Here is a 13,545-nt window from a genome sequence, read left to right as displayed (position 1 = left end):
AAACCTAATTAACTGAATATGAATACAAAATTTACAATAATCTTAACACTTTTATCAGCTGTGCTATTTTCCTGTAAAAAGGAAAGCGCGGTAGAAAAAGATAACGGAGGCGATAAACCCGTTGCTAATCAATCTCCTTATTTAAGTAAAATATACGAATTTAAACAAGCTCCAGGGCAGTTTACAAATGATCTGGTTAAAACCGACATCTTAATTGGTAGTGCTGGCAATGGTCTTATTTCACTTGGTGGTTATGGGGGTTTTATCGTATTTGGTTTTGATCATAGCGTAACCAATTCAGCTGGGGCCGATCTGGGCATTTACGGTAATCCTTTAATTGGAGTGGATATGGAATTTTCTGAACCTGGCATTGTGTCTGTAATGCAGGACGTAAACAAAAATGGAATTCCGGATGATGTTTGGTATGAACTTGCAGGAAGTGAATACAATGCCTCAACCACCCTCAAAAATTATAAAATTACCTATTACAAACCTGCGAAATTAACAGATGATATCCGTTGGGCAGATAATCAGGGGAAGGAGGGATTTATATTGAAAAACCAGTTCCATACGCAAGATTATTTCCCTTCATGGGCTACTACAAATGAAATTTCTTTTACCGGAACTTTACTTAAAAACACATTAAATCCCGGAGATATCATAACCAATAAACCTTTTGCTTTTGGCTATTCAGATACCGGATCGAGCGAGTACATTACTTTGCAGGAATCATTAGGAAGGGGATATAACACCTTTGATATTGATTGGGCGGTAGATAATACAGGCAAAAAAGTAAGCCTTAGCTCAGTCGATTTTGTAAAGGTATACACTGCACAAAATAATAATGGGAATCCTTTTAGCCCTGATAATGACAATGAACGGTCGCGTTATTTGGGCGAAATCTCAACAGAATTTGGTGGGGCAGTTGATCTTAAACTTTTAAAAAAATAAATAACACAATATATTATAATGAAACAATTAAACTTTAAACAGCTTCTGATCGGGGCATTAATTTTAACCACAGGTTTATACGCTTGTAAAAAGGACACTGTAGAAAACATACAAATAGATCCGGTTGCAGGTAAATACGACAATGGCTTTTTTGTAATTGGGGAAGGATCTTACGGACAAAACGCTGGCACAGTAAGCTTTTATCGTTACGGTGATGATACCCTTAACATTAGGGCATACGAGAAAGAAAACCCGGGTAATCTGTTATCAAATGCAGCCAAAACGAGTACATTGCAGTTTGCATCAGTAATAAACGGAAGCATTTATTTAATGTGCAAGGTGAATGGCCCAATTGTAAAAATAAACGAATACACTTTAAAAGAAGAGGCCAGATATGTACAGGAAGCCAGTAACTGGAGAAGCATTATAAAGGTTGATGGAAACAGGGGATTGGTAAGTGCCAATGATGGTGTTTACCAGATTGATTTAAATACATTGGCAGTACAAAATAAACTAACTTCTGTTGGGGCTGTAAATACCGGTGATATGTGGAAAAAAGGCGATTATGTGTATCTTTTACAGAGCAATGGTGCAAAAATTGTATCCGCTAATAATTATTCACTGGTAAAAAGTTTCTCTAATATTAACCGTGGATTTGCACAAACACCAAATGGCAAAGTTTGGGCTTCTACAGGTAGCAGGTTAATCGCTATAGACAATAACCTTGATACTACAGGAGTGGCTTTACCAGTGTCAATAGGAACCTTTGGGCTGGATGCACCGACAAGAATTACCGCTTCAACAAAAGAAAATGCGGTTTTCTACCATTCAGGAAAGGCTATTTATAAATACGTTGATGGTGATAAAACATCGTTATCGCAACCGTTTATCAATATTACCGAAGATCCATTTATGGTTTACGGAGCGATCCGTTACGATAGAAATAAAGATTATGTCGTAATTAATGGAATCCAAAATTATGGCGCAGCCGCTACCGTAAACTACCTGTTGATTTACAATGCCTCTACAGGTGCGTTGGTAAAAAGAATTAAATACGGTGGTGATGGCGTTACTACCGATTTTACAAAAATATTTTTTAATGATTTGGCTATCTTCCACTAAAAAATTATAATGCCTCAATCTTAAAGGTCTGCAAAATCATCATTGCAGGCCTTTTTTTATGATGCTGGATTTCAATACTGCAAGCCCTCCTATATAAACCCGATAGTAGCGGCAGCTTCCGATTTTTTTTCATCGGAGCTTCAGCATCCTAAGAGATTAAAATACCAACAAAGCTAGTCCATGTTTTTTACGCTTTGCTCTATACTTTTTTTACTACATTTGCGCTGCTTTTGGTTTCCGGCATTACACCCGGAATTAAAAGGGAATACAGTGTAAATCTGTAACTGTCCCGCAGCTGTAAGCTCTATAACGTTTTTCAATCTATAAGTCACTGTTTCGGTATCCGTTACGGGAAGACAGAAAACCGGGAGTAAGTCAGAAGACCTGCCTTTAGCGTTTAATTTCATAGCTTTCGGGGATTGAAGCTAGGATTGAGGTACTTAACGTTTTTCGTATTTTCATTTCCTTTTCTAATCTGTTGGCTGTGGGCAAAACCACAATCAAATGAACAAACAAACAATGCTAACTGTAGCCGGTTTAGGCTTTGCACAGTTAATGATTAGCCAGGTGGCTAATGCGCAAACTCAAGACAGTTTGCAGCTTAAAGATGTTGTAATTTCTGCAACTAAAAACGATCAGAAACAATCTCAAACAGGTAAAGTTGTTACCATTATCAGTCGCGAGGTATTAGAGCGCAGCAATGGTAAATCATTGCCGGAACTAATTAGCGAACAAGCCGGAATTATTGTTGCGGGTGCAAGCAGCAATCCAGGTTTAAACAAATCAGTATTTTTCAGGGGTGCAGGAAGTGCTTATGCTGTAGTGTTAATTGATGGTATTGTACAAAACGATCCATCAGGTAACGGAGGCGCTTTCGATTTAAGGTTGATTTCCATCGATCAGATTGACCATATCGAAATTTTAAGAGGTGGCCAATCTACCATTTATGGATCTGATGCTGTTGCAGGTGTAATCAATATCATTACAAAAAAAGCTGGTCCGAAGGGAAATACCATTTACGGTGTAGCCAGTGCTGGCAGTTACGAAACTTATAAAGGAACAATTGGTTTAAACGGTGGTGTTGAAGGTTTTACTTATAACATCAACTATACCCACGCAAAAACAGATGGAATTTCTGAAGCGGCAACACCTGCAACAAGTAATGCTGCATTTGATAAAGATGGTTTTAAAACCGATGCCTTAAACGCAAATTTTGGAATTAAATTAGATAACCATTTTTCCGTAAATCCTTTTGTACGTTATTATTATGGCGATTATAAGTTTGATGGTGGTGCATTTACCGATGCAAACAACTATTCTATCCTTAAAAACTTTGCCGCAGGTACAAATGCAAAATACGAATTTGCTACAGGTAAAGTAACATTAAATTATAGTTTTGAAAGTACAAGAAACGATGCGCATAGTCAGTTTTCGAGCCTTAATGAAGGAAGGGTATCATTGTTGGATTTATTTTATAACCAAAAAATAAACAATAAACTCGATTTATTAGTAGGGATTGATAATCGCGTAATGAAATTATCATCAGCAGCAAACAAGCCCGAAACTAATATTTTTGCCGCATACGGATCATTATTTTTACATGATTTAAGTGTTTTTAATCTTGAAATTGGCGGACGTTACAATAAACACAAACAATATGGCGAAAACTATACCTACTCAATTACCCCAAGCATTAATATTATTAAAGAGATAAAATTATTCGGAACAGTTTCAACTGCATTTAAAGTGCCTACACTAAATATGCTTTTTGGTCAGTTTGGAGCCAACCTTGATTTAAAGCCGGAGAAATCACAAAATTACGAGGCAGGAGTTAACTTTAGTTTTGCTGATGATCAGTTTAGCTTACGCCTGGCAGGTTACAAACGCGATTTAACGGATGCAATTCTTTATGCTTTTCCAAATGGATACATCAATCAGGTGAGTCAGAAAACCAAAGGTTTTGAAGTAGAACCAGCAGCTAAATTCAGTGTATTTACAATTAACGGTTATTACGCATATGTAGAAGGTAATGAGTTTAACTTTGTAGATAATGCTGTTGCCAACTATCTTTTCCGCAGACCAAAGCATACTTTTGGTATCACTGCAGGTGCACAGGCCACCAGCAACTTATTTGTGAGTGCCAACTTCCGTTATTTTGGTAAACGTAAAGATGGAAATTTTGTAACCTATACCGTTGATGATTTAGCGGGTTACAAGCTATTTAATGCTTACGCAGAATATGCATTGGCTAAAAAACGAGTGAAGTTATTTTTTGATGCCAAAAACATTCTTAACGAAAAATATAACGAAATTATTGGCTACAATAGTTTAGGTTTCAACTTTAATACCGGTGTAATTTTTAATATACACTAATAAGAATTAACTTTGTACTATAAATATTAACCAAAATAAAATGTCTCATTTAAAATTTAATCCACGCACCTTAATTTTGCTGTTGATGATATTGGCCATAACGGCATTCCGTTTATTGGTAACATTCAATTCAGATGAATTAAAATTTGCTAATTTCTCATCAATAGGAGCTGTAGCTTTATTTGGAGGAGCCTATTTTAAAGATAATTTAAAAGCATTTGCCTTTCCTTTATTAAGCTTATTCTTAAGTGATTTTATTTTATCGGCCACTATATTCAGCAAATACAGCAGTGGTTTTCTTTATGAAGGCTGGTATTGGACTTATCTTGCCTTTGCCTTAATGGTGTTGGTAGGTAGAACAATGTTAAAAAATGTAACTGTTGTAAATCTGCTGGCCTCAACCCTGGTTATTGTTTTTATCCACTGGATTGTAAGCGATATCGGTGTTTGGTATAATAACCCTGCATATACGCAAGATGTAGCTGGTTTTTGGGCATGTTTGGTAAAGGCAATTCCTTTCGAAATCAGATTCCTTGAAGGAACAGTCATTTATGGCGCATTGCTTTTCGGTGCTTTTGAAGTGCTAAAGGCAAAGTACCCGGTATTGAAATTACAAACACAAGAATTGTAAAAATATTCAATATTTGGTATAACTAAATATTAAAAAACAACATAGAAATCCTCTTTTGATTCGATTCAAAAGAGGATTTTTTTTAACTTAGAACTTTCGTCGCGCTCTTCTGAACAATCCGGATCAGCATTTTATAAAGACTATAGGTTTCTGATCCTGATGTTAAACAAAACAGGATAACGCAAAAAAAATATTGATATGAAAGTTGTTTCCTTCTTACCTGCCGCTACAAAAATGATCTACGATATGGGTCTGCAGGAATATTTGCATGGCGTAACATTCGAATGCCCTAAAGAGGCTGCAGATCAGCCAAAGGTAGTACGTTGCATACTCGAAGGTAAAAACTATTCAAGTATCGAGATCGATCGGATATTTTCGGCTTCAAAAGCACAGGGTAAAAGCTTGTATTGGGTTGATGACGAATTACTGGAAAGCATTGCACCTGATGTGGTATTTACACAGGATATCTGCGAGGTATGTAATATTGATACCGTTTGTACAGAAACGGCTGTAATGAAGCTCAGTAAGCAGCCTACACTGGTACCATTATCACCCAACAACCTAAAAGATGTTTTCGAATGTGCCATAACCATTGCCAAAGCACTTGGGAAAGAAGAAGTAGCATTAAAATACCTTGCAGGCCTGCAAAATAAAACCGATTACATATTAGACCAGCTTAGGGCCAACCGCGCACCTTTAAAAAGAATTATGCTGATGGAATGGATTGAACCGATTTATAATTGCGGCCACTGGATTCCATTTCAGATTGCTGCAGCTGGTGGGGTAGATATGCTTTCCAATCCCGCAGGAGACTCTATCGTTACCCAATGGGATAAAGTAGTAAGATACAACCCGGAAGTTTTGGTAATTGCCCCTTGCGGTTTCGATCAGATCAGGAGTTTGGAAGAAATGCAATTGTTGACTTCGAAAGCCGGCTGGGATAATCTTGAAGCTGTAAAAAACAAGCAGGTATACATTGCCGATTTTGATATGTTTACTCAACCGAGCGTAGGTACATTGGTAGAAGGTATTGAAGCACTTGCATGCATGTTTCATCCCGAAATTTTTAAGGCGGACAAACACCTATCCAAAAAATTCATCAATTACAATCAATCAGTTAAAACACTAAAAACAGTGTAACCATATAAATTACAGCAATCACATTTATGAAATTAGTTGTTTTAACAGGAGCAGGGATCAGTGCCGAAAGTGGGTTAAAAACTTTTAGGGATGCTGATGGCCTTTGGGAAGGTTATAATGTATACGATGTGGCTACGCCAGAAGCCTGGGAAAGAAACCCAATACTCGTTCAGCAGTTTTATAATGAAAGGAGGAGTCAGGTTTTAGCGGCAAAACCCAATCATGCACATTATCTGCTGGCTGAACTGGAAAAAGATTTTGATGTTGAAATTATTACTCAAAATATTGATGATTTGCACGAAAGGGCAGGTTCAACCAAAGTTATCCACCTTCATGGCGTAATTACCAAATCGCAATCCGATATCAAATCTGAATTAGTATATCCCATTGAGGGAGCTGAAATTAAAATGGGCGAACTGTGCGAACTTGGTTCGCAGCTAAGGCCCCATGTAGTTTGGTTTGGCGAAGCCGTTCCAATGATCGAAGTAGCAGCCAAACTTTGCAAACAGGCCGATATATTTGTAATTATAGGTACTTCATTGGCCGTTTATCCGGCAGCAGGCCTGATAGATTTTGTACCTTCTGTTATAGATAAATACATCATTGATCCGAAAACGCCAGATGTAAAACGCTATAAAAACGTAATTAATATCGAAAAAAACGCAGTAGAAGGCGTTGCAGAACTAAAAGAAATCTTATCAGATGCCAGGTAAAAAGATTTGCATTTTTAACTGGAGCGGAGGTAAAGACAGTACTTTGGCACTTCATTATGCCCTGCAAGATCCAACTATAGAAATCCGTTACCTCATTACAACGGTTACCGAAAAATACAACAGGGTTTCCATGCACGGTGTTAGAGAAGCCCTGCTGATTAAACAGGCTGAAAGTATTGGTATTCCCTTGTACGAGATCCGCTTGGGCGAAATGCCTGATATGGAAACTTACGACAGTACAATGAAGCATCACCTCACAAGGTTTAAAGAAGAAGGCATTACGCATTCCATTTTTGGTGATATTTTTCTGGAAGATTTACGTACATACCGTGAAAATAAATTGGCAGAAATAGGAATGACCGCAATTTTCCCTTTGTGGCAAAAAAACACAAAACAATTAATTGTAGAATTCTTAAACCTGAGCTATAAAACCATCATTGTTTGCACCCAGCAAAATCTCGAAAAGTATTGTGGAAAAGTAATCAGCCTAGATTTAATTAATCAATTACCCGCCGATATTGACCCCTGCGGAGAAAACGGAGAATTTCATACTTTCGCATTTGAGGGACCAATTTTCAGGAATAAAATCGCTTTTACCATAGGTGAGAAGGTATTTAGGACTTATAATACACCAGCAAAAAAAGAAGAAAATGAAGATTCACCATGCTCGACCACAGCACTTTCCGGCTTTTGGTACATCGACCTTGAGGAATAATTTTCCATTTTCAAAACATTTTGGCATCATTTTTTCTTTAGTACAAGTAATTAACTAAATCACACATCCAATTGAAACCTGTTTAGCGAGGTTAGGTAGCTGAACAAGTGTCATTTAAAAAATTAAAAGTTATGAAAAAGATATTGGTAGTAATCGCATTAAGTTCATCAGTTTTATTTGCTTGTAACAACAAGGCAAAAGAAGAAGCTGCATTAAAGCAACAACAAGCCGAAAAGGAATTAGCAGTTAAAGCAGTAAAAGACAGTTTAAGGTTAGATAGCTTTAAAAAAGCAGAAGTAGCTAAAGTAGAACAAGAAAAAGAAGCTAAGCATCAGGCAGAATTAGCAGCAGCAAGAAGAGCAGGTGCAAATTCATCAAGATCTTATGCAAGTTCAGGTGGTAGCTCAAGTGCTGCATATGGTGGTACACAACCAACAGCTAAGAAAAAAGGATGGAGCGATGCAGCTAAAGGTGCTGTAATTGGTGGTGTTGGTGGTGCAGTTGGTGGTGCATTAATTGATAAGAAAAAAGGTAGAGGTGCTATTATCGGTGGATTAGTTGGAGCTGGTGGCGGTTATTTAATCGGTAGAGGTGAAGATAGAAAATCTGGTAGGGTACAACCTAAAAACTAATCTTTTTTAAAAGATATTAAAAGTCCTGATTTACATCAGGACTTTTTTTATGCCTAATAAAAAATGATTAATATATTTAAAGAAAAAAACGCATGACAGAAATCCCTACCATTGATAAAGGCCAGATCCAACACTTCGTAATGTTCTGGCTAAAACCTCAACTCACTAAAACTGAAATTGCAGATTTCGCCAATTTCTTCGAAAGTTTGAAACCAATTAAATACATTAAAACCATAAGTTACGGCTTGGCAGCCAATACACCTGTACGCCCGGTTACCGATAACTCATTTACCTATTCACTTACCATAACTTTTGCCAATATTGCAGATCATAATGCCTATCAGGAAGATAAAACACATTTAGATGCTGTAGAGAAGTTCTCTAAAAACTGGTATAGAGTGGTGGTGCACGATACTGTGATTTCTTAATCTTTTAACCATAGATGCGCACAGATAAAAACAGATTTATTTATGCGCATTTTTTGTATTATAAATTGACTTATAGATTTGTAAAACCATCGATAAATACGTCATGTCAACCGAAGCGGAGAAATCTTTAAACTAAACTCAATTACCATTAAGAATAATATAATATCGATAAATCCGTCATTTCGACCGTAGCGGAGAAATCTTTGATCTATACGCAACTACTTAAATTTTATTTCGATCGAATCGTCATTTCGACCGAAGCGGAGAAATCCTTGAACTACACTAAACTGTTTATTCTCAATCACTATCTGAGAAAATTTTAATTCTATCGAATCGTCATTTCGACCGTAGCGGAGAAATCCTTGAACTATACTAAACTATTTATTCTAAATCACTATTTGAGAAAATTTTATTTCGATCGAACCGTCATTCAACCGTAGCAGAGAAATCATTTAATTGGCCTAAAATCTTTCAAAATTAGGTTGAAGACTGAAATACAAATAAAACTTACCATTCAAGTCAAAACCACAAAACTTCCCATTTATTTGGCAAAAAAGCATTAGAAAATTATATTCTGTTGGATAACATATTTATCTTTATATCAATTAGTTAAATTCTTTCAATTAAACTAATTTAGACCTTACAAGTCAAATATTACCATAGAATAAGGCTAAAAGTCAGAATTTAATTCTGTAACAGCATAAAATACGCTATAAATCAATAACTTACACACTTAATCCATCAGTATTGATGCCTATTATACGCAGCAGTAAAATCAGCGCGCATGAGTTTAAACTTAGCCACTACTGTTTGTATAAACGTTTCGTCAATAATTTCGAAAACATCATTAACGCCCCCTCCACTCAAGTCTAGTTCGGCCAGTTTATAACTTTGCTCAAAAGTACCCTGCTCAAACTTGATGATAAATTTCTGGTTCATTGAAAAAATGGTAATCTTACATTCCGGGTGTGGAAGCTCTGCTACTACTCTCATTTAATTATGATTTAATTTTTTTTTTATATATTGATAGAAACCCCGTTTAATGTTCCCCAACTATCTATAATAGCAAAACGGGCAAACAGTTCTTCTTTGTACCATTGGCGTTCCCTGGTGAGTTTAATCACATCCGAGTGATCAAATGATTTGTAAGCATAATTTTTCATGCTATCCGCATCTGTCCAGATGGAAAATGTAGCCTGATCAAAAAATGGGTTTTCACCAACTCCGGCAGAAAGCACAAATCCCGGAGCATTTCTCATCGCATTTGCTGCACGTTTTATGTTTTGCCTAAATTCTTTTAACTTATTAAATTTAATGGCCGCACGGGTAATCACTGCTATTTTACCCTGATGCTGGCTTTTATTTTTTGAAATAATAAATGGCTGTTTACCTGACCATAAGCCATGACTAGCTAAAGGATCTAATAACATGGTAAAATGCTCTATTCCAAAAAACCTGAACCACTTCACTACAAAAGAATTACGGTAAAAATGATCACAATCAGCTCTATTGTCCCAGGTGGTGAGTACAGCCCAATGCCTATAATCTGGCGCAAGATCAACCTGGGCATCTTTTCCACTCCCCATTAATTTCCAAAATCTACATGTTTTTGTCAGCCATAAAGGCAACCTTAAAACAGCCATGCCGATAAATGCAAAAGGAATGGTTAAGCGATGAAATTTCGTGATGGTTAAGGCTACAATCATTAATTGAATTGATAAGGTTCAAAACTAATAATTTTAAAAATAGATTGTCGTTCAAATTTTCGTCATTAAATCACCTTTACGCATGCATTTTGCAAATCATGATTAACTTTGGCTTAAACGCATTAAATATGGCAGAAGATTTAACCATTACCCGGAACACATCAAAAGAAGAACAATACCAGTCCATCATCCCTCAAATTGAAGCACTACTGTATGGCGAAACAGATTTTATTGCAAACCTGGCAAATGTTGCTGCTGCGCTAAAAGAACAATTTAATTGGTTTTGGGTAGGCTTTTACCTGGTAAAACATGATGAACTCGTATTGGGTCCGTTTCAAGGTCCGGTGGCTTGTACACGCATTAAAAAAGGAAAAGGCGTATGCGGAACTTCGTGGGCGCAGGCAGCAACCATTGTTGTGCCTGATGTTGATGCGTTTCCCGGACATATTGCCTGTGCATCTGCTTCTAAATCAGAAATTGTTTTGCCACTCATCGTAAACAACGAAGTTATTGGCGTTTTAGATGTGGATAGTGAAGTGCTAAATAAATTCGATGATACAGATAAGGCTTATTTAGAGCAAGTTATATCAATTTTACTAAACAGATAGTTAATATTATTTTGAAGTTAAACCCTGAATATTACCACAATGAAGATGTTGTTGGCCTGGCCAAGGATCTGCTCGGAAAGGTTTTGTACACTAAAGTAGATGATGAATTAACTGCTGGAATTATTGTAGAAACCGAAGCTTATTTTGGAATACAAGATAAAGCATCTCATGCTTATGGTGGCCGACGCACAAACCGCACTGAAACCATGTACAGCAAGGGCGGAATTGCTTATGTATACCTTTGCTATGGCATGCACAACCTTTTCAACATTGTAAGTTCAAAGGAAGATGATCCCCATGCAGTACTTATTAGAGGAATTGAACCTTTAATTGGCATAGCTATTATTGAGGAAAGAAGAAATATGCCGTACACAAAAGGTGCTATTTCTGCCGGGCCTGGCTCAGCTGCAAAAGCGTTGGGAATTGACAGGACATTTAATACAAAAGACCTTAATGGGGATGAGATCTGGATAGAAGACCATGCCATAAAATATAAAGAAGAAGATATCGTTGCAAGCCCACGCGTTGGAATTGCATATGCCAAAGAACACGCTTTGCTGCCATGGCGGTTTTATGTTAAAGGTAATAAATATGTAAGTAAACCAAATAAGGCTTAATTTACAGAAACATTTTTGCGCACTTCCTGTTGTCTTTATAAAACTAAAATAAAGATGAAAAACGAGAAAAACATAGCAATCCTTAAAGAAATGGCCGAAAGTGTGAGAACATGTATGTTTACCACATTTTCTTCATCAGATGAAATGGGCAGCAGACCAATGGGAACTGCAAAAATTGAAGACGATGGCAGTTTGTGGTTTTACACAAATGAATATTCGCCTAAATCAAAAGAAATTTCAAAAGAAAATAACGTGCTGTTGGCTTACAGCGATCCATCGAATAATACATACCTTACTGTTAAAGGAAAAGCTGAGCTTGTTGATGATCAGGTTAGGAAAGAAGCATATTTCTCTCCATTTGTTAAGGCATGGTTTCCTGATGGAGTTGAAGACCCAAGGTTAATCCTGATAAAAGTTACACCAGAAGAGGCCGAATACTGGGATGCTTCATCTTCAAAAATTGTGGTATTATTCAGTATGTTAAAAGCAGTTGTTACCGGCGATACGCCAGATTTAGGCAAACACGATACAATTAAATTTTAATAATCATTAAATAAATAGAAAAGCAGGATTGGAAACAATGCCTGCTTTTTTTGTAGTTTTGAGCCAATGAATTTCGAAAATAACTTATCATTCGCGCAAACACTTGATGAAGCTGATCAGCTCCGTCATTTCAGGTCTCAATTTATATTTCCAAAGCATAACAATAAAGATTTTATTTACCTGTGTGGCAATTCTTTAGGGCTACAACCTAAAGTTTCAGCTGATGTTTTAAAAGGGCAGCTTGATAACTGGGCCAACTATGCCGTAGAAGGTTGGTTTGATGGAAATGAGCCATGGATGTTCTACCATAAGGAATTAAAAAAATTAATGGCACCTATTGTGGGTGCATTACCGGCTGAAGTTTGCCCAATGAATACCTTAACGGTAAATCTTCACCTGTTGATGGTAAGCTTTTATCAACCAAAAGGAAAACGTTTTAAAATTATTATGGAGGGGGGCGCGTTCCCTTCAGATCAGTATGCGATAGAAAGCCAGGTGAGATTTCATGGTTTCGACCCAAAAGAAGCGATTATAGAGGTTTTCCCTAAGGAAGGCGAAGAAATACTCCATACTGATGACATTTTAGCTAAAATCAAAGAAAATGCCGATGATATAGCTCTAGTGCTATTTGGCGGAATAAATTATTATACGGGCCAGTGGTACGACATGAAAACCATTACCAAAGCCGGCCATGAAATAGGTGCCATTGTGGGGTGGGATTTAGCACATGCGGCTGGAAATGTACCTGTGAAATTGCACGATTGGGATGTAGATTTTGCATGCTGGTGTTCGTACAAATACCAAAATTCAGGTCCGGGGGGCATAAGTGGTATCTTTGTTCATGAAAAGAATTTTAACAATAACAATTTAAATCGCTTTGCAGGATGGTGGGGCTACCAGGAGAACAAACGCTTTAAGATGGAAAAAGGCTTTATTCCTGAACCTGGGGCAGATGGTTGGCAAGTGAGCTGCACGCAGGTAATGCCCATGGCTTTATACCATGCCTCACTTCAACTTTTTGAACAAGCTGGATTTATTGAGCCTTTAAGAATCAAAAGTATAACTTTAACCAACTACCTTGAATTCATTATTAATGAAGTAAATAAAACATTAGGAATTACGCAGTATAAAATCATTACCCCGAAAACACCAGAAGATCGGGGTGCCCAACTTTCAATTATCGCACAGCAAGAAGGTAAACAAATTTTCGATGGCCTGATGGCAAATCATGTACTTGGCGACTGGCGCGAACCAAATGTAATCCGATTAAGTGCCGTGCCTTTATATAATTCATTTGAAGATGTTTTTCTGGCTGGCCAGGCACTGTTGAAAGTCAGTTTAGATATTTTAAAAATAAAAATTTAAA

General features: G+C 37.0%; 15 protein-coding genes and 1 riboswitch. Of the genes, 13 read left to right on the top strand and 2 right to left on the bottom strand.

Annotation, left to right across the window (positions count from 1 at the left end):
* Positions 1-18: 18 nt before the first annotated feature.
* The 9 genes from ASE74_RS21340 to ASE74_RS21295 all read left to right on the top strand — a co-directional run bounded on the left by ASE74_RS21340 (position 19) and on the right by ASE74_RS21295 (position 8,705).
* Entirely contained in the window at positions 19-951 is a 933-nt protein-coding gene (locus ASE74_RS21340; protein ID WP_055913767.1) for a hypothetical protein, read from the top strand.
* Positions 952-969: 18 nt separating this feature from the next.
* Positions 970-2,073 carry a DUF5074 domain-containing protein gene (locus ASE74_RS21335; RefSeq protein WP_055913764.1) on the top strand — a complete coding sequence of 368 codons (1,104 nt, stop codon included), beginning with the start codon at positions 970-972 and terminating at the stop codon, positions 2,071-2,073.
* 214 nt (positions 2,074-2,287) lie between these two features.
* Positions 2,288-2,480, top strand: a riboswitch (cobalamin riboswitch).
* 97 nt (positions 2,481-2,577) lie between these two features.
* Complete coding sequence (locus ASE74_RS21325) at positions 2,578-4,446, top strand: TonB-dependent siderophore receptor (protein ID WP_055913758.1); 1,869 nt, start codon at positions 2,578-2,580, stop codon at positions 4,444-4,446.
* A gap of 40 nt (positions 4,447-4,486) precedes the next feature.
* Complete coding sequence (locus ASE74_RS21320) at positions 4,487-5,077, top strand: DUF6580 family putative transport protein (protein WP_055913755.1); 591 nt, start codon at positions 4,487-4,489, stop codon at positions 5,075-5,077.
* 198 nt (positions 5,078-5,275) lie between these two features.
* Positions 5,276-6,217, top strand: coding sequence for an ABC transporter substrate-binding protein (locus ASE74_RS21315; protein WP_055913752.1), 942 nt, complete (start codon positions 5,276-5,278; stop codon positions 6,215-6,217).
* 26 nt (positions 6,218-6,243) lie between these two features.
* Positions 6,244-6,930, top strand: a complete 687-nt coding sequence (locus tag ASE74_RS21310) for a Sir2 family NAD-dependent protein deacetylase (RefSeq protein ID WP_055913748.1) — start codon at positions 6,244-6,246, stop codon at positions 6,928-6,930.
* Positions 6,920-7,645, top strand: coding sequence for a diphthine--ammonia ligase (locus ASE74_RS21305; protein ID WP_055913745.1), 726 nt, complete (start codon positions 6,920-6,922; stop codon positions 7,643-7,645). Before ASE74_RS21310 ends, ASE74_RS21305 begins: the two co-directional genes overlap by 11 nt.
* Before the next feature lie 131 nt (positions 7,646-7,776).
* Complete coding sequence (locus ASE74_RS21300; protein WP_055913742.1) at positions 7,777-8,277, top strand: YMGG-like glycine zipper-containing protein; 501 nt, start codon at positions 7,777-7,779, stop codon at positions 8,275-8,277.
* A gap of 92 nt (positions 8,278-8,369) precedes the next feature.
* Positions 8,370-8,705: a Dabb family protein gene (locus ASE74_RS21295; protein ID WP_055913739.1), complete on the top strand. Its 336-nt coding sequence runs from the start codon at positions 8,370-8,372 to the stop codon at positions 8,703-8,705.
* A 741-nt stretch (positions 8,706-9,446) separates the two neighbouring features.
* On the opposite strand, the gene ASE74_RS21290 is transcribed toward ASE74_RS21295, so the two are convergent.
* The gene (locus ASE74_RS21290) at positions 9,447-9,698 is read right to left on the bottom strand and encodes a hypothetical protein (RefSeq protein WP_055913737.1); all 252 of its coding nucleotides are present in this window, start codon (positions 9,696-9,698) and stop codon (positions 9,447-9,449) included.
* Between the two features lie 23 nt (positions 9,699-9,721).
* Positions 9,722-10,411 (bottom strand): DUF3291 domain-containing protein, encoded by a 690-nt coding sequence (locus tag ASE74_RS21285; RefSeq protein WP_055913734.1) that lies wholly within the window; start codon positions 10,409-10,411, stop codon positions 9,722-9,724.
* A gap of 128 nt (positions 10,412-10,539) precedes the next feature.
* On the opposite strand from ASE74_RS21285, the gene ASE74_RS21280 reads away from it, so the two are divergent.
* The 4 genes from ASE74_RS21280 to kynU all read left to right on the top strand — a co-directional run bounded on the left by ASE74_RS21280 (position 10,540) and on the right by kynU (position 13,544).
* Complete coding sequence (locus ASE74_RS21280; RefSeq protein WP_055914021.1) at positions 10,540-11,019, top strand: GAF domain-containing protein; 480 nt, start codon at positions 10,540-10,542, stop codon at positions 11,017-11,019.
* Positions 11,020-11,030: 11 nt separating this feature from the next.
* Positions 11,031-11,636 carry a DNA-3-methyladenine glycosylase gene (locus tag ASE74_RS21275; RefSeq protein ID WP_055913731.1) on the top strand — a complete coding sequence of 202 codons (606 nt, stop codon included), beginning with the start codon at positions 11,031-11,033 and terminating at the stop codon, positions 11,634-11,636.
* Positions 11,637-11,690: 54 nt separating this feature from the next.
* The gene (locus ASE74_RS21270; RefSeq protein ID WP_055913728.1) at positions 11,691-12,179 is read left to right on the top strand and encodes a pyridoxamine 5'-phosphate oxidase family protein; all 489 of its coding nucleotides are present in this window, start codon (positions 11,691-11,693) and stop codon (positions 12,177-12,179) included.
* A 66-nt stretch (positions 12,180-12,245) separates the two neighbouring features.
* Complete coding sequence (gene kynU / locus ASE74_RS21265) at positions 12,246-13,544, top strand: kynureninase (protein WP_055913725.1); 1,299 nt, start codon at positions 12,246-12,248, stop codon at positions 13,542-13,544.
* Position 13,545 lies beyond the last annotated feature (1 nt).

Source organism: Pedobacter sp. Leaf216 (assembly GCF_001421515.1).
In the GTDB taxonomy this organism is placed as follows: Bacteria; Bacteroidota; Bacteroidia; order Sphingobacteriales; family Sphingobacteriaceae; genus Pedobacter.
This window is presented reverse-complemented; position numbering and strand designations above follow the sequence as displayed.